This is a genomic window from Xanthomonas campestris pv. badrii (assembly GCF_012848175.1).
Classification (GTDB): domain Bacteria; phylum Pseudomonadota; class Gammaproteobacteria; order Xanthomonadales; family Xanthomonadaceae; genus Xanthomonas; species Xanthomonas campestris_C.
Genome location: NZ_CP051651.1, coordinates 2,846,715 through 2,861,470, shown reverse-complemented (window position 1 = coordinate 2,861,470; position 14,756 = coordinate 2,846,715). Strand labels below are relative to the sequence as shown.

Sequence of the window (14,756 nt, the reverse complement as noted above, 5' to 3'; positions counted from 1 at the left end):
TAAAGGAGGACAATGTCCCAGCGGGAGAAGGAACTGCAGCAGCGCAGAGAATTGAAGGGTCTGCCACTTACCCGAGCAGCGTCCGCACCTTCTTCAGTGCAGCAACAAACCGCTCGATCTCGTCGTGGGTGTTGTAGAACGCCAGCGACGCGCGGCAGGTGGCGGCCACGTTGTAGAACTGCAGCAGCGGATGCGCACAATGCTGGCCGGAGCGGATGGCCACGCCTTCCAGGTCGAGCAGGGTGGCCAGGTCGTGCGCGTGGGCGCCTTCGACCAGGAACGACACCACCGCTGCCTTGTCGGGCGTGGTGCCGAAAATGCGCAGGCCGTCGATGCGCTGCAGCTCCTCGGTCAAGTGCGCCAGCAGTTCCGCCTCGCGGGCTTCCACATGCGCTAGACCAAGGGTGTCCAGATAGTCCACTGCCGCACCCAGGCCCACGAAGCCGGCGATATTGGGCGTGCCGGCCTCGAACTTGTGCGGGGCATCGTTGAACACGGTGCCCTCGAAGCTGACTTCCTTGATCATCTCGCCGCCGCCTAAAAACGGCGGCATCGCCTGCAGGTGTTCGCGGCGCGCCCACAGCGCACCGGTGCCAGTGGGGCCGCACATCTTGTGGCCGGTGATGGCATAGAAGTCGCAGCCGATCGCTGCCACGTCGATACGCCGGTGCGGCGCCGCCTGCGAGCCGTCCACCACGGTGACGATGCCGCGCTTGCGCGCGTCGCGGCAGATCTCGCGCACCGGGTTCACCGTCCCCAATACGTTGGATACATGCGTGACGGCGAGCAGCTTGACCTCGGGGGTCATCGCCTTGCGCAGTGCCTCCAGATCCAGGGCACCATCGGGCGTGATCTCGGCCACGCGGATGCTGGCGCCGGTGCGCTGGGCCACCAGCTGCCACGGCACGATGTTGGCGTGGTGCTCCATGCGCGAGATAAGGATCACATCGCCCGGGCCCAGCCGCGGCAGTGCCCACGAGTAAGCCACCAGGTTGATCGCGAACGTGGTGCCGCTGCACAGCACCAGCTCGTCGGCGCGCACGTTGAGAAAGCGCGCCAGCCTGCTGCGCGCGCCTTCGAACGCATCGGTTGCCTCGGTTCCCAGCGCATGCACTGCGCGGCTGACATTGGCGTTCTGCCGGCGATAGAACTCGTCGGTGGCCGCAATGACCTGGAGCGGCTTTTGCCCGGTGTTGGCATTGTCGAAATAGATCAGCGGCTTGCCGTGCACCTGCCGCATCAGCAGCGGGAAATCGGAGCGCACGCGCTCCCAATCGGGCGCGGCGTGCTGCGGAACGGCCGGCATGTTCATGCCACGCCCGCCGAATTCAGGGCGCGGTCCAGCTGCAGCGCCAGCACCGCGGTCAGCGCGTCCGGCAATACCCGTAACGGCTCGTGGCAGAACGCGGCGCTCAGCAACCGCTGCGCCTGCGCCTGCGGCAGGCCGCGCGAACGCAGGTAGAACAAGGCGTTGTCGTCGAGCTGGCCGACGGTGGCGCCATGTGCGGCCTGGACTTCTTCGGCGTCGATCACCAGCACCGGCTGGGTGTCGATTTCGGCGTTGGACGAGAGCAGCAGGTTCTTGTTGGACAGCCGCGCATCGGTACCGTCGGCACCGGGGCGGATGCGGATGCCGCCATGGAAGACCACGCGGCTGCGATCGGCCCCCACGCCGCGCCATACCAGCTCACAGACGGTATCGCGGGCGATGTGTTCGATGCCCAGGCGGGTGTCGACATGGCGGCGGCCATTGCCCAGCAGCACGCCATTGGCGGTGAGCCGGGCGTTGCTGCCTTCCAGGCGCACGTTGAGTTCGTGCCGCGACAAGCCGGCGCCCAGTTCCAGATCCACGCGCTGGTAGCGTGCATCGCGCGCGAGCACGGCGTCGGTGCGCAGCAGTGAGGTCGCCTGCGCGCTGTCGGCCTGCACGCGTGCATGCGACAACACCGCGTTCTGCGCCAGGTGCACATGCATCAAGCTGTTGGCCAGGTGCGCCGCATCGCCGACATGCAGGTGGTGTTCGACCACGTTCAACGACGCGCCGGCACGCAATTCGATCAAATGCCGGTGATGCCAGGCCAGGTCGTGTTCGCCGGCCACGCTGACGAACACCAGATGCAACGGCAGCGCGATCTGCGCAGCGTCCTGCACCTGTACCAGCACGCCTTCATCGGCGAGTGCGGCATTGAGGCGGGCAAAGATCTCGTCGCTGCCGTCGAAGCGTCGGCCGAGCAGTTGTTGCGCCTGGCCGCTTTCAGCCGGCAACGCGGACAAGGTGCTCAGCTGCACGCCATCGGGCAAGGTCGACAGATCGCTCAGTGCCTGCGATGGCCGCCCGTTGACGAAGACCAGACGCGGCGACGGAATCTCGTCCAGCGCGGCGGCATCGATCAGCGTCGGTACCAGCGGCGCGGGCTGGAAGCTGCGCCGTTCCAGTTGCCGTAGCGAGGTGTACTTCCATGCTTCGGCGCGCGGGCCGGGCAGGCCGCTGTGCAGGGCGGCATCGAGTTCGGCGCGGCGGCTGTCATCACCGCAGAAACCACGCGCCAGGGAATCAAGCAGCGCGCTCATCAGGCGGCAACCTCGGGCACCACGCGGTCCTTCAGGAAGTGGTAACCATGCTTTTCCAGCTCCAGCGCCAGCTCCGGGCCGCCGCTCTGCACGATGCGGCCTTCGGCCAGCACATGCACCACGTCCGGCTTGATGTAGTCGAGCAGGCGCTGGTAGTGGGTGATGACCAGGAACGAGCGCTCCGGCGAACGCAACGCATTGACGCCGTCGGCCACGCTCTTGAGCGCATCGATGTCCAGGCCGGAATCGGTCTCGTCCAGGATGGCGAGCTTGGGTTCGAGCACGGCCAGCTGGAAGATCTCGTTGCGCTTCTTCTCGCCACCGGAGAAGCCTTCGTTGACGCCGCGGTGCAACAGCTCGTCCTTCAGATGCAGTACGGCCAGCTTCTGCCGCACCAGCTTGAGGAACTGCATCGAATCCAGCTCGTCTTCGCCACGCGCCTTGCGCTGCGCATTGAGCGCGGCGCGCAGGAAATAGGTGTTGTTGACGCCGGGGATTTCCACCGGGTACTGGAAGGCCAGGAACAGGCCGGCGGCGGCGCGTTCTTCCGGCGGCAGGTCGAGCAGATCCTTGCCGTCGAACTGCACGCTGCCTTCGCCGACCTCGTAGCCATCGCGCCCGGCCAGCACATTGCCCAGCGTGGACTTGCCGGCGCCGTTGGGCCCCATGATGGCGTGCACCTGGCCGGGCTGGATATCCAGCGACAGGCCCTTGAGGATGTCTTTGCCGGCGATGCTGGCGTGGAGATTTTTAATGTTGAGCATAGTCGTGTCCAGTGATTGAGCCCCTCTCCCGCCGGGAGAGGGGTTGGGGTGAGGGGCGCCGCAAGCAACTTGAAAGCCTCAGCGACTAATGAACGCGTCGCCACGCGCCATTGAAGTGAGCGTCCGAAGCTCTTCGACAATTCACCCTGGCTGGCGCGTGGCGACGCGTTTGTCATGGTCAATCTTTCGAGGATCTTCTTGGCGCCCCTCATCCGGCGCTTCGCGCCACCTTCTCCCTGGGGGAGAAGGAATAAACGTCAGCCGACGCTGCCTTCCAGCGAGACTTCCAGCAGCTTCTTGGCTTCCACCGCGAACTCCATCGGCAGTTCGCGGAAGACCTGCTTGCAGAAGCCGTCGACAATCAGCGACACCGCATCTTCCTGGCTGATGCCGCGCGCGCGGCAATAGAACAGCTGGTCGTCGCTGATCTTGGAGGTGGTGGCCTCGTGCTCGACGGTGGCGCCCGGGTTCTTCACCTCGATATAAGGGAAGGTATGCGCGCCGCATTGCTTGCCGATCAACAGCGAATCGCACTGCGTGTAGTTGCGCGCGCCATCGGCATTGCGGTCCACCTTGACCTGGCCGCGATAGGTGTTCTGGCCACGTCCGGCACTGATGCCCTTGCTGACGATCTTGCTCTTGGTGCGCTTGCCGATGTGGATCATCTTGGTGCCGGTGTCGGCCTGCTGACGGTGGTGGGTCAGCGCGACCGAATGGAATTCGCCCACCGAATCGTCGCCTAGCAGCACGCACGACGGATACTTCCATGTGATCGCCGAGCCGGTTTCGACCTGGGTCCAGGTCACCTTGCTGCGCGCGCCACGGCATTCGGCACGCTTGGTGACGAAGTTGTAGATGCCGCCGCGGCCTTCCTCGTCGCCCGGGTACCAGTTCTGCACGGTGGAATACTTGATTTCTGCATCTTCCAGCGTCACCAGCTCGACGACCGCCGCATGCAGCTGGTTCTCGTCGCGCATCGGCGCGGTGCAGCCTTCCAGGTACGACACATAGGCATTGTCCTCGCACACGATCAAGGTGCGCTCGAACTGGCCGGTATGGCCGGCATTGATGCGGAAGTAGGTACTCAGTTCCATCGGGCAGCGCACGCCCTTGGGAATGAACACGAAGCTGCCATCGGAGAACACCGCCGAGTTGAGCGCGGCGAAGTAGTTGTCGCCGACCGGCACCACGCTGCCCAGGTACTGCCTGACGATCTCCGGGTGCTCCTTGATGGCCTCGGACATCGAACAGAAGATCACGCCCTTGTCGGCCAGCTCCTTGCGGAAGGTGGTGCCGACCGAGACCGAATCGAATACCGCATCCACGGCGACCCCGGCCAGCTTGGCGCGCTCGTGCAGGGGCACGCCCAGCTTGTCGTAGGTGTCCAGCAATTCCTTGGGCACCTCGTCCAGCGAGGCGTATTTCGGGCCCTTGGGTGCGGAGTAATAGCTCAGCGCCTGGAAATCGATCGGCGCGATCTGCAGCTTCGCCCACTCCGGCATCGGCATTTTCAGCCAATGACGGTAGGCCTCCAGGCGCCAGTCGGTCATCCACTGCGGCTCGTCTTTCTTGGCCGACAGCGCACGGATGACATCTTCGTCCAGGCCGGGCGGGAGCGAATCGGATTCGATCTCGGTGACGAAGCCGGCGTCGTAACGCCGGCCCAGCCGTTCGAGGATCTGCGCATTCTGCGGAGGAGCAAGTTCGGTGGCCATCGGGCTGCCTACAGGTCAGGTGGTCGCGACGCGCGCGGCGATGGAACGCCGGCGGCTGTCGCCAGGGAGGGAGAGGGGCTGCAGCATCTGCGCCAGCGTCACGCGGCGCAGGGCATCGCCCACCACGTCGTTGATCAGGCGCCAGTTGGAGCGCACCCCGCAGGTCTGCGCGATGCCGCACTGGCTGTGGTCCTGGCTGCATTCGGTGATCGCCAGCGGGCCTTCCATTGCCTCGACGATTTCCACCAGGGTGATCTCGCTGGCCGCGCGCGCGAGCCGGTAGCCGCCATGTACGCCACGCAGGCCTTCGACCAGGCCGGCCTGCGACAACGGCTTGAGGATCTTGCTCACGGTCGGCGCTTCCAGGCCGGCCTGCTCGGCCAGCTCGCTGGCACTGAGCACCTGCTCGCTGCGTGCAGCCAGCACGGTCAGCACGACAGTGGCGTAATCGGTGAGTTTGGTGACGCGCAGCATGAGCGGGCGGGAAAATCCGAAAGCGGACCGAAATTGTACGCTTTTGCGCGCAACAGGGCCAACCGCCCGGTTCAGCCAGCAGCAAGCGCACTCCATTGCCGGCGTTGGCGCGCTTGTGCTTGGCGCCCGGGCGCGCTGCAGTCACAATGAGCGGCCCCATCACCGGACCCTTACATGTCGCGCAAAGTTGCCGCCCGCAAGTCACGTATCCACGGCAACGGCATGTTCGCCCTCGCCCCGCTCCGCAAGGGTGAGCGGATCATCCAGTACAAGGGCCGCCTGCGCACGCATGCCGAAGTGGATGCCGACGACACTGGCGATGTGGAGAGTGGGCACACCTTCCTGTTTACGCTCAGCGACGATTACGTCCTGGATGCCAACTACGAGGGCAATGTCGCGCGCTGGATCAACCACAGCTGCAATCCCAATTGCGAAGCGGTGATCGAGGAGGCCGAGGGTGATGACCGCAGCAAGGACAAGATCTTCATCGAGGCCAAGCGCGCCATCAAGCCCGGCGAAGAGCTGACCTATAACTACGGCATCACCCTGAGTGAACGGCATACGCCACGGCTGAAGAAGATCTGGGAATGCCGTTGCGGCTCCAAGAACTGCACCGGCACGATGCTGCAGCCCAAGCGCTGAGCCTGTGCAGGCGCGTTGCGCGCTGACGCGACGCATACATCGGTTCACGGGTGCGCAACGCCACGCTGCCTACGGTGCGGGCTTCTTTCAGTAAGGAGCCTACCCATGTCGTATTCGCTCTCTGGCAAGACCATCGCGGTGCTGGCCACCGATGGCTTCGAACAGTCCGAACTGCTGGAACCCAAGCGCCTGCTGGAATCCTGGGGCGCCAAGGTCGAGGTGATCGCGCCGGGCGATGCGGACAAGATCCGCGCCTGGGATCACACCGATTGGGGCCAGTCGGTGGCGGTGGACCGTGCGCTGGACAAGGCGACGGCGCAAGACTACGACGCGCTGGTGCTGCCCGGCGGTGTGCTCAATCCCGATACCTTGCGTACCGATGCGCAGGCGATCAGCTTCATTCGTGCATGTGCCACGGCGAACAAGCCGGTTGCCGCGATCTGCCATGGGCCGTGGCTGTTGCTGGAAAGCGACCTGGTTCGCGACCGTAATGTCACGTCGTGGCCGTCGGTCAAGACCGATCTGAGCAACGCTGGCGCGCGCTGGCAGGACGCAGAAGTGGTGGTGGACGGTCAGTTGATCACCAGTCGCAAGCCTGATGACATTCCCGCCTTCAGCGCCGCGGTTGCCAAAGCGCTGACTGCGTAAGGCTGAAGTTGCAAAGGCACTGATGGCATACGCATGCATCTGTTGAGGGAAGGCCCGGCGCTATCGCGTCGGGCCTTCGTGTAGGCGCTTGTTGCGTCGCACCTGGCGGTCTTGCCTGGTTCACACATGATGCGAGCAGCCTATTTTCCCGATAGCGCCGCCGCCGGCACCAGTTGCTCGATGTTCTGGTTGAAGTTGACGGCCACGCGCCCGTTCTGGATTCCCACCGACTCCACCTGCACCGCGCCCATGACGGCAGCGATCGCCGGGTCGATGCGGTAGATCGGTTCCTTGCGCGCATAGTCGGCCAGCCAGGTATTGAGCAGCTGACGGGTACTGTGGTCGAGCTTCGCACCGGCGTTGGCCGGGCGGAAATCGTCGATGCTGGGTTGGTCCAGGTAAATGCCTTGCTTGGCAGTGTCGTAACGCAGCGCACTGGTCAAGGTGACATTGCCAACCGGCGCCGGCGCAGCGCCTGCGGTGGCAACCGCCAGGTCGAACGCCATCTTCATCCGGTCGCCTGGCGGCAGCGACAGCGCCGGGTTGCTGACCGTCATTTCGATCAGCCCGCCGAGCGCGTCATGCGTCTGCGGGAAGCGGCCACCTAGATACTGCTGCAGATCGCTGGCCTGCACGCTGATCTGGTGTCCCTGGATCTGTGGCGCCGCCCACGCGCCGCTGACAGGCAGTGCCAAGGCAAGGGCGAGCGCGGATCCGGCAAGCGAACGCAGTTTCATCGAGTGACTCCGGCAACGGGTGAGACAACCTTAGCCCGTGTCGGTGAACCACGGGTTAGCGCAGTACCGGGTGCAGCGTGGCCGAGTAGATCTCCAGGGTGTTGCTGCCTGCGCGCGGTTGCAGGCGATACGCGCCAACCAGCTGCTGCGTTCCGGATGCGCTGCGCACGATGATGCGCACCGGCACTTCGATCCGTCGCTGCGGGTTGCCCGGGTCCAGCAGGACCGGCGGGTCGTTGTTGATCCGCATCGACTGGATGTCGGTCATCGCCCGCAGGACGGCGTCATCCGGCACCGGTGGCGGACGCCCGCCTGTCCACAGTGCATCGGCATCGGCACGTGCTGAGCCGGGCAGGGCGCCCAGGTAGCGTTGCACGGTGGCGCCTGCTTCGGTCAGGTCGGTACGCGCTTGCGCAGCGGCGAGCGCGTCGGCCGCAGATGGTGCCGAGACACGGCGATCAGCCGCATCTGCCGGTGGGGGCGACGTGGTCGCCGTCGACGCGGGCGTGGCCGCGTCGATCTGGTGATCTGCGCTGCGCTGACAACTGCAACCGGCAAGTGCGGCTAGCGATATGGCAATGGTGACCCAGCGCATGGCGCCTCTCCGTCCCCGAAGCGCGCAGTGTAACGGTGCCATGCAGCCAGCTGCGCGCTCAGGGCCCGGGGTGCACGCGTTGCAGGCGCTCCAGCAGCAACTGCAGCCTGGGCCGCAACGCGTCCAACGCGTCGCTGGGCTGCGCGCGTGGGCGCGCGGCCAGGTCTTCTAGCAGTTGCGATCCCACCGTCAGTGCAGCGCACTCATCGCTGCTGAGGTCGCGGCGCAGGTGCAATTCCTCGAGCAGGCGCATCCAGTCGGCGCGCGAGCGCTGTTCGAACTCGATGGTGCAGCGGTCGTCGCAGGGGCGGCCGTCGTTTTCGATGGGCGTGACCGTAATGCGATAGCGTTTTCGGGACATGGTGGTCGCGTCACTTCGGGATGAGGCCACCATAGGCGCAGCCCGCGGCGCGCTCGATAGCGCAGGCCATGACGCAGTGTTCCAGCACGCTCAGTCGGCCGGCGAAGGCGCGGTTTTGCGTAGCAGCGGCAGCGGATCGTACGCACCGTTGCGCCCATACACACCATAGTGCAGATGCGGCGGCGTGCCGCGCGCGTTGCCGGTGGTGCCAACCATGCCAAGCGGCGTGCCGGGCTCGACCACGTCGCCTACCGCCAAGCCTGCCGCCCAGTCGTCCAGGTGCGCGTAATAGTGTCGCTCCATCGCCGGGCCGAGTACCCAGACCTGCTTGCCGCCCAGGCCGCGATCGCCGATCGCGCTGACCACGCCATGCGTCGATGCCACCACCGGTGTGCCGCGTGGCGCGAAGATGTCGACCCCGGCGTGCGTGCGGTCGCGTCCCCGTGGCGCGCCGAACGTGTCGGCGATCTGCCGGGCACGTACGTTGTGCACCGGAATCCGCAGCGCCTGCGGTGCCGGCATCTGCGACAGTTCCCAGGTGGTGCGGAGTCGGTCGGCCACCGGCAGCTGCCACGCCCAGCGCGCACCGACCGCCAGGACGCACAGCGCGGCGATCCACAGCAGACGGCGGCGAAGCCTGCGTGCGGGGCTTGATGTGGGAGATGCAGATGGCACGGATGATGATTTTCGGGGGGGGGATGTCGGTCAGGGTAGGCGAGCGGTGATGAGTGGCGTGTGGTGCGGCGCTGCCATGACGTTTAGAGCAGCTCACGAACCTGCTGCGCGCACTGCCAGGCGGGCGCGGCCGGTGCTCGGTGCGGCATGTGCCACGCGTACAACTCCGATTCTGCGCGCCGTCCGCACCCACCTGGCGACCGCTCGCTACGTGTTGGGTGCCGCTCCTGGAACTGCGCAAAAAAAAAGACGGCCCGAAGGCCGTCTCGATGACACCGGATGCGCGCTCGATCAGAGCGCGGCGTCCTTCAGCTTCTTCAGCAGGCGAGCCTTGACCTTGAAGCTGGCAGGCTTGGCCGGGAAGGTCTGCTCTTCCTTGGTGAACGGGTTGATGCCCTTGCGCTTCGGCTTGGCCGGCACGTGCACGGCGGTCAGCTTCAGCATGCCCGGCAGGGTGAAACTGCCTGCACCCTTCTTGTTGAGCGAGGAATGCGCAGCGGCTTCCAGCGACGCCAGCACGGCGCGGACGTCCTTCGGAGCCAGCTGGGTGGATTCGGCGATGTGCGCGACCAGGCCGGTCTTGCTCAGGGCTTCCTTGATCGGCTTCGGCGCGGCGGTCTTGGTAGCGGCCTTGGCCGGCTTTGCGGTCTTGGTGGCGGCGACCTTTTTCACTGCCTTCTTGGGGGCAGCCTTCTTAGCGGCGGTTTTTGCCATGAGTTATGCGTTCCGTATTCGTTGGTGGTGTTGGGTCTGCCGACCCGGTCGGCAACGCGAAATGTAGGGCAACTGCTGCGCGCCGCCAATAGGCAAACGATGAAACGGCCGAAAAAAAGCGTCTTTCGACCGGGATTCGTTCACCAGCGGCGTAGAACGCGTACAAAACAGCGTGCGCAACACACACCGCGCACAGGTTCGCGTCGCATCTGACGCAAAGCAGCAGGCAGGTTGCGCGCGCATGCGCGCGTTTGCGCGGATGCGCGCAGGCCGGGCCACGGTGTCAGTGCCTTGATGGCCGATGGCATCGATTGGCATCGATTGCACTGTCCGCATGCGCGGTGCATGAGGGCGCTGCAGTTCGGTGGCGGCATCGCGCCATTGCGCTGCGAGCCCGCAGCGCGCCGCGGCTCTGCTTCCAGGAACGCGGCCGACCGATGCTTGCTCCGGGACAGCGCGTTGCTGCGCGTTTGCATCGACCGCACGCCGTGCAGCAGGCACAGCTCGCCTAATCGTTGGCAGCCGACAGGCCACGGCCGCGTTCGGTGGCTGCGGCAATGGCCTGTGCAGTCAGCGCTTCGAAACCACCGGCCTGAAATGTCTCGATGGCCGCCTGCGTGGTGCCGTTGGGCGAGGTCACCCGACGCCGCAGTACCTCGGGTGCCTCGCCCGATTCGGTAAGCATGCGCGAGGCGCCCAACAGGGTCTGCAGAACCAGCGTGCGGGCGGTGTCGGCCGGCAGTCCCTGCGCCTGCGCCGCCGCTTCCATCGCTTCGGCCAGCAGGAACACGTAGGCCGGCCCGCTGCCGGAAACGGCCGTTACCGCATCCATCTGTGTCTCCTCGTCGATCCACACGGTGACGCCGGCACTCTGCAGCAATTCGGTTGCCTGCGCGCGCTGGGTCTGGGAGACGCGTGCAGTGGCGTACAGGCCGGTGACGCCGGCACCGAGCAGGGCAGGGGTATTGGGCATTGCGCGGACCACGGCCACCTCGCCGCCGCACCAGCGCTGCAATTGCGTTGCGGTGATGCCAGCGGCGATCGAGACCAGTAGCGGCTGCCGGGCCTGGGCGAGATCGGCCAGCTGCGCGCAAACCGACGCCATCACCTGTGGCTTGACCGCCAGCACCCACGTCTGCGCGCCATCGGCGGCCTCGCATGCGTTGTCCAGCGTCTGCACGCCGAAATCGCGCGACAGCGCCGCGCGCAGGTCGGCAACTGGCTCGGCGACGCGGATGCGGGCAGCCGGCACGCCCTGCCGTGTCAGTCCGGCGATCAGGCTGCGCGCCATGTTGCCGCCGCCGATGAAGGCGATGGAGCCGGCGTTGGCGGACGACGCAGGCGCGGAAGGCAGGGTCATTGGAAACTCCAGTGAGCAGGAATGGATGGTGCGTGCGTTCGCGCAGCGCGGATCAGGCGGATGCGTCGGGCGCGGGCACGCGGGCACCGAATAGCGCCGTGCCCACGCGCACCATGGTGGCGCCGGCCGCGATCGCTTCGGTGAAATCCGAGCTCATGCCCATCGACAAGGTGTCCACCTGCGCGAAGCGCTGCTGCAGCTGTTCGAACAACTGCTGCATGCGGGTAAACGCGTCTGCGCGCCGCGCCGCTTCCGGAAACGGGGCGGGGATGGCCATCAATCCGCGCAGGCGCAATGCAGGATGCAGTGCGATGGCGTCGGCCAGCGCGTCGATCGCCTCCGGCGCGCAGCCGTGTTTGCTGTGCTCATCGTCGATGTTGACCTGGATCAGCACATTCAATGGTGCGCGGCCGTCCGGGCGGTGGCGCGCGAGCAGCGGGATCAGTTTGGGGCGGTCCACGGTCTGCACCCAGTCGAAGCACCGGCTGGCCAGCTCGGCCTTGTTGGATTGCAGGTGGCCGATCAGGTGCCATTCCAGCTCCAGTGCGCGGAGCGTGGCGACCTTGGTCTCGGCTTCCTGCACGTAGTTTTCGCCGAATGCGCGCTGTCCCTGCGCGGCCAGCGCGGCGATGGCCTCGGCAGGCTTGGTCTTGGAGACCGCCAGCAGGCGGACGTCGCCGCGGGCATGCTGGGCGGCCGCGGCCTGGATGGCATCGAGAATCTGCTGCAGCGAGGAAACCGGCACGGGGACATCCAGCAAAGGCGGGGGCGCTAGTGTGCCGCTGCCGGTGACTGGCTTCCAGCGCGCAGCGTCCGGCCGCCTATATAAAGGAGGTGGACAGGCACGCAGACGGGGCAGGTGGAAGGTTTGCGCACATGTGCGGCTGTTGCCGGGTGTCGTCGGCGGCGCCCAGGTCCGGATACAGCCAGGCGCCATGCCGCTCATGCCCGGACAACAACGCCTTCAGCCCTGCACCGGTCTGCCGGCCTGAACCGGCGTCCGCCCGCTTCCCGCGCGCTGCCAGAACGCTATACTGCCGGCCGGGGAGTACCTTCCAATCGCAGCCTAGGGGAAAAGCAGCGCATGGATATCGCTGAACTATTGGCGTTTTCTGTCAAGAACAAGGCATCGGACCTGCACCTGTCTGCAGGGCTGCCGCCGATGATCCGTGTCGATGGCGATGTCCGTCGCATCAATATTCCGGCGCTGGACCATAAACAGGTGCACGCGCTGGTGTACGACATCATGTCGGACAAGCAGCGGCGCGACTACGAAGAATTCCTCGAGGTCGATTTCTCGTTCGAGATTCCCTCGCTGGCACGCTTCCGTGTCAATGCGTTCAACCAGAACCGCGGTGCCGGTGCGGTGTTCCGTACCATTCCCTCCGAAGTGCTGACGCTGGAAGACCTGGGCTGCCCGCCGATCTTCCGCCAGCTGATCGACCAGCCGCAGGGTCTGATCCTGGTGACCGGCCCGACCGGTTCGGGCAAGTCGACCACGCTGGCCGGCATGATCGACTACATCAACAAGAACGAATACGGCCACATCCTCACCGTCGAGGATCCGATCGAATTCGTGCACACCTCGCAGAAGTGCCTGATCAACCAACGCGAAGTGCACCGCGACACGCACGGCTTCAACGAAGCGCTGCGCTCGGCACTGCGCGAAGACCCGGACATCATCCTGGTCGGCGAATTGCGCGACCTGGAGACCATTCGCCTGGCGCTGACCGCCGCGGAAACCGGCCACCTGGTGTTCGGCACCCTGCATACCAGCTCGGCGGCCAAGACCATCGACCGCATCATCGACGTGTTCCCGGCCGGCGAAAAGCCGATGGTACGCTCGATGCTGTCCGAGTCGCTGCGCGCGGTGATTTCGCAGGCGCTGCTGAAAAAGGTCGGCGGCGGCCGCACTGCGGCCTGGGAAATCATGGTCGGCACCCCGGCCATCCGCAACCTGATCCGCGAGGACAAGGTGGCGCAGATGTATTCGGCGATCCAGACCGGCCAGCAATACGGCATGCAGACCCTGGACCAGCATCTGCAGGACCTGGTCAAGCGCAGCCTGATCACGCGCAACCAGGCGCGCGAGTACGCCAAGGACAAGCGGATATTCGAGTGATTCGGGAATAGGGAATCGGGAATGGGGAATCGTAAAGGCGGTTCCCGTCACCGAGTCCGTTGCCCGGCTCCTCCAATTCCCGATTCTCGATTCTCCATTCCCGGCTCCGAGGGAGCACGCCATGAGCACCATCGACTTCACCTCCTTCCTCAAGCTGATGGCGCATCAGAAGGCGTCGGATCTGTTCATCACCTCCGGCATGCCGCCGGCGATCAAGGTGCATGGCAAGATCAGCCCGATCACGCAGACGCCGTTGACCGCGCAGCAGAGCCGCGACCTGGTGCTGAACGTGATGACGCCGGCGCAGCGCGAGGAGTTCGAAAAGACCCACGAGTGCAACTTCGCCATCGGCGTGTCCGGGGTCGGGCGTTTCCGTGTCAGCTGCTTCTACCAGCGCAACCAGGTGGGCATGGTGCTGCGCCGGATCGAGACGCGCATTCCCACCGTGGAAGAACTGAGCCTGCCGCCGGTGATCAAGACGCTGGCGATGACCAAGCGCGGCATCATCATCTTCGTCGGCGCCACCGGTACCGGTAAATCGACCTCGCTGGCGGCGATGATCGGCTACCGCAACCAGAATTCCACCGGGCACATCATCACCATCGAGGACCCGATCGAATTCGTGCACAAGCACGAGGGCTGCATCATCACCCAGCGCGAAGTCGGCATCGATACCGACAGCTGGGAGAATGCGCTGAAGAACACCCTGCGCCAGGCGCCGGACGTGATCATGATCGGCGAGGTGCGCACCCGCGAGGGCATGGACCACGCCATCGCCTTCGCCGAAACCGGCCACCTGGTGCTGTGCACGCTGCACGCCAACAACGCCAACCAGGCGATGGACCGCATCATCAACTTCTTCCCGGAAGATCGCCGCAACCAGCTGTTGATGGATCTGTCGCTGAACCTCAAGGGCGTGGTCGCGCAGCAGCTGATTCCGACCCCGGACGGCCGCGGCCGCCGCGTGGCGATGGAAATCATGCTGGGCACGCCGCTGGTGCAGGACTACATCCGCGACGGCGAGATCCACAAGCTCAAGGAGATCATGAAGGAGTCCACCAACCTGGGCATGCGCACCTTCGACCAGAGCCTGTTCGAGCTCTACCAGGCCGGTGAAATCAGCTACGAAGACGCGCTGCGCTACGCGGACTCGCAGAATGAAGTACGTCTGCGCATCAAGCTCTCCCAGGGCGGCGATGCCAAGACCCTGGCACAGGGGCTGGATGGCGTGGAGATTGCCGAGGTTCGGTGAGGTCGGCAGCCAGCGGCCGCCCGGTTTCAGATGTAACCAGGGCGGCCGATAGTGTCTAATAGCGCACCCCACTGCAGTCGCCATACCCGTGAGCCTTCCCGATTCCGATCTGCGTCCGGAGCAAGA

16 protein-coding genes and 1 other RNA gene are annotated in these 14,756 nt (G+C 65.4%); 5 read left to right on the top strand and 12 right to left on the bottom strand.

All coding sequences use genetic code 11. The features are described 5' to 3' along the window. Nucleotides 1-67 precede the first annotated feature (67 nt). The 5 genes from HG421_RS12125 to HG421_RS12105 form a co-directional block, all read right to left on the bottom strand. Nucleotides 68-1,312, bottom strand: a complete 1,245-nt coding sequence (locus tag HG421_RS12125) for a cysteine desulfurase (protein ID WP_169706588.1) — start codon at nucleotides 1,310-1,312, stop codon at nucleotides 68-70. Then, on the bottom strand, nucleotides 1,309-2,571 hold the full coding sequence (gene sufD / locus HG421_RS12120) for a Fe-S cluster assembly protein SufD (RefSeq protein ID WP_169706587.1): 1,263 nt from the start codon (nucleotides 2,569-2,571) through the stop codon (nucleotides 1,309-1,311). The genes HG421_RS12125 and sufD overlap by 4 nt, the downstream gene beginning before the upstream one ends. After that, nucleotides 2,571-3,335 (bottom strand): Fe-S cluster assembly ATPase SufC, encoded by a 765-nt coding sequence (gene sufC, locus HG421_RS12115; RefSeq protein WP_169706586.1) that lies wholly within the window; start codon nucleotides 3,333-3,335, stop codon nucleotides 2,571-2,573. Before sufC ends, sufD begins: the two co-directional genes overlap by 1 nt. A 257-nt stretch (nucleotides 3,336-3,592) precedes the next feature. After that, nucleotides 3,593-5,050, bottom strand: coding sequence for a Fe-S cluster assembly protein SufB (gene sufB / locus HG421_RS12110; RefSeq protein ID WP_169706585.1), 1,458 nt, complete (start codon nucleotides 5,048-5,050; stop codon nucleotides 3,593-3,595). A 15-nt stretch (nucleotides 5,051-5,065) separates the two neighbouring features. Continuing rightward, nucleotides 5,066-5,524 (bottom strand): SUF system Fe-S cluster assembly regulator, encoded by a 459-nt coding sequence (locus HG421_RS12105; RefSeq protein ID WP_029218812.1) that lies wholly within the window; start codon nucleotides 5,522-5,524, stop codon nucleotides 5,066-5,068. A gap of 174 nt (nucleotides 5,525-5,698) precedes the next feature. Here HG421_RS12105 and HG421_RS12100 point away from each other — a divergent pair, with 174 nt between their 5' ends. Both HG421_RS12100 and HG421_RS12095 read left to right on the top strand, forming a co-directional pair. Beyond that, the gene (locus HG421_RS12100; protein WP_104543498.1) at nucleotides 5,699-6,166 is read left to right on the top strand and encodes an SET domain-containing protein; all 468 of its coding nucleotides are present in this window, start codon (nucleotides 5,699-5,701) and stop codon (nucleotides 6,164-6,166) included. 105 nt (nucleotides 6,167-6,271) lie between these two features. Then, entirely contained in the window at nucleotides 6,272-6,814 is a 543-nt protein-coding gene (locus HG421_RS12095; RefSeq protein WP_169706584.1) for a type 1 glutamine amidotransferase domain-containing protein, read from the top strand. 140 nt (nucleotides 6,815-6,954) lie between these two features. Here the strand turns inward: HG421_RS12095 and HG421_RS12090 are convergent, their stop codons facing one another. The 4 genes from HG421_RS12090 to HG421_RS12075 all read right to left on the bottom strand — a co-directional run bounded on the left by HG421_RS12090 (nucleotide 6,955) and on the right by HG421_RS12075 (nucleotide 9,182). Beyond that, nucleotides 6,955-7,551: a DUF1439 domain-containing protein gene (locus tag HG421_RS12090; protein ID WP_169706583.1), complete on the bottom strand. Its 597-nt coding sequence runs from the start codon at nucleotides 7,549-7,551 to the stop codon at nucleotides 6,955-6,957. 55 nt (nucleotides 7,552-7,606) lie between these two features. After that, complete coding sequence (locus HG421_RS21625; protein WP_169706582.1) at nucleotides 7,607-8,146, bottom strand: hypothetical protein; 540 nt, start codon at nucleotides 8,144-8,146, stop codon at nucleotides 7,607-7,609. A 58-nt stretch (nucleotides 8,147-8,204) separates the two neighbouring features. Beyond that, nucleotides 8,205-8,507, bottom strand: coding sequence for a DUF3861 family protein (locus HG421_RS12080; RefSeq protein ID WP_425479546.1), 303 nt, complete (start codon nucleotides 8,505-8,507; stop codon nucleotides 8,205-8,207). 90 nt (nucleotides 8,508-8,597) lie between these two features. Further along, on the bottom strand, nucleotides 8,598-9,182 hold the full coding sequence (locus HG421_RS12075) for a M23 family metallopeptidase (protein WP_169706580.1): 585 nt from the start codon (nucleotides 9,180-9,182) through the stop codon (nucleotides 8,598-8,600). A gap of 147 nt (nucleotides 9,183-9,329) precedes the next feature. Between HG421_RS12075 and HG421_RS12070 the strand changes: the two genes are divergently transcribed. Further along, nucleotides 9,330-9,405, top strand: a non-coding RNA gene (locus tag HG421_RS12070) — sX9 sRNA. A gap of 68 nt (nucleotides 9,406-9,473) precedes the next feature. On the opposite strand, the gene HG421_RS12065 is transcribed toward HG421_RS12070, so the two are convergent. The 3 genes from HG421_RS12065 to HG421_RS12055 all read right to left on the bottom strand — a co-directional run bounded on the left by HG421_RS12065 (nucleotide 9,474) and on the right by HG421_RS12055 (nucleotide 12,001). Next, entirely contained in the window at nucleotides 9,474-9,896 is a 423-nt protein-coding gene (locus tag HG421_RS12065) for an HU family DNA-binding protein (protein ID WP_169706579.1), read from the bottom strand. A gap of 508 nt (nucleotides 9,897-10,404) precedes the next feature. After that, a complete protein-coding gene (gene proC / locus HG421_RS12060) occupies nucleotides 10,405-11,256 on the bottom strand; it encodes a pyrroline-5-carboxylate reductase (RefSeq protein WP_169706578.1) in 852 nt (283 codons plus the stop codon). A 52-nt stretch (nucleotides 11,257-11,308) separates the two neighbouring features. Further along, nucleotides 11,309-12,001, bottom strand: coding sequence for a YggS family pyridoxal phosphate-dependent enzyme (locus tag HG421_RS12055; RefSeq protein WP_169706577.1), 693 nt, complete (start codon nucleotides 11,999-12,001; stop codon nucleotides 11,309-11,311). Between the two features lie 339 nt (nucleotides 12,002-12,340). On the opposite strand from HG421_RS12055, the gene HG421_RS12050 reads away from it, so the two are divergent. Together HG421_RS12050 and HG421_RS12045 are read left to right on the top strand one after the other, a co-directional pair. Beyond that, entirely contained in the window at nucleotides 12,341-13,378 is a 1,038-nt protein-coding gene (locus HG421_RS12050; RefSeq protein WP_104543511.1) for a type IV pilus twitching motility protein PilT, read from the top strand. 121 nt (nucleotides 13,379-13,499) lie between these two features. Continuing rightward, entirely contained in the window at nucleotides 13,500-14,630 is a 1,131-nt protein-coding gene (locus tag HG421_RS12045; RefSeq protein ID WP_104587276.1) for a PilT/PilU family type 4a pilus ATPase, read from the top strand. The last annotated feature ends 126 nt before the right edge of the window (nucleotides 14,631-14,756 follow it).

Bases quoted from the DNA above. Each gene is read 5' to 3' on its own strand.
- HG421_RS12125 (WP_169706588.1), bottom strand. From the start codon at position 1,312: ATGAACATGCCGGCCGTTCCGCAGCACGCCGCGCCCGATTGGGAGCGC.
- sufD (WP_169706587.1), bottom strand. From the start codon at position 2,571: ATGAGCGCGCTGCTTGATTCCCTGGCGCGTGGTTTCTGCGGTGATGAC.
- sufC (WP_169706586.1), bottom strand. From the start codon at position 3,335: ATGCTCAACATTAAAAATCTCCACGCCAGCATCGCCGGCAAAGACATC.
- sufB (WP_169706585.1), bottom strand. From the start codon at position 5,050: ATGGCCACCGAACTTGCTCCTCCGCAGAATGCGCAGATCCTCGAACGG.
- HG421_RS12105 (WP_029218812.1), bottom strand. From the start codon at position 5,524: ATGCTGCGCGTCACCAAACTCACCGATTACGCCACTGTCGTGCTGACC.
- HG421_RS12100 (WP_104543498.1), top strand. From the start codon at position 5,699: ATGTCGCGCAAAGTTGCCGCCCGCAAGTCACGTATCCACGGCAACGGC.
- HG421_RS12095 (WP_169706584.1), top strand. From the start codon at position 6,272: ATGTCGTATTCGCTCTCTGGCAAGACCATCGCGGTGCTGGCCACCGAT.
- HG421_RS12090 (WP_169706583.1), bottom strand. From the start codon at position 7,551: ATGAAACTGCGTTCGCTTGCCGGATCCGCGCTCGCCCTTGCCTTGGCA.
- HG421_RS21625 (WP_169706582.1), bottom strand. From the start codon at position 8,146: ATGCGCTGGGTCACCATTGCCATATCGCTAGCCGCACTTGCCGGTTGC.
- HG421_RS12080 (WP_425479546.1), bottom strand. From the start codon at position 8,507: ATGTCCCGAAAACGCTATCGCATTACGGTCACGCCCATCGAAAACGAC.
- HG421_RS12065 (WP_169706579.1), bottom strand. From the start codon at position 9,896: ATGGCAAAAACCGCCGCTAAGAAGGCTGCCCCCAAGAAGGCAGTGAAA.
- proC (WP_169706578.1), bottom strand. From the start codon at position 11,256: ATGACCCTGCCTTCCGCGCCTGCGTCGTCCGCCAACGCCGGCTCCATC.
- HG421_RS12050 (WP_104543511.1), top strand. From the start codon at position 12,341: ATGGATATCGCTGAACTATTGGCGTTTTCTGTCAAGAACAAGGCATCG.
- HG421_RS12045 (WP_104587276.1), top strand. From the start codon at position 13,500: ATGAGCACCATCGACTTCACCTCCTTCCTCAAGCTGATGGCGCATCAG.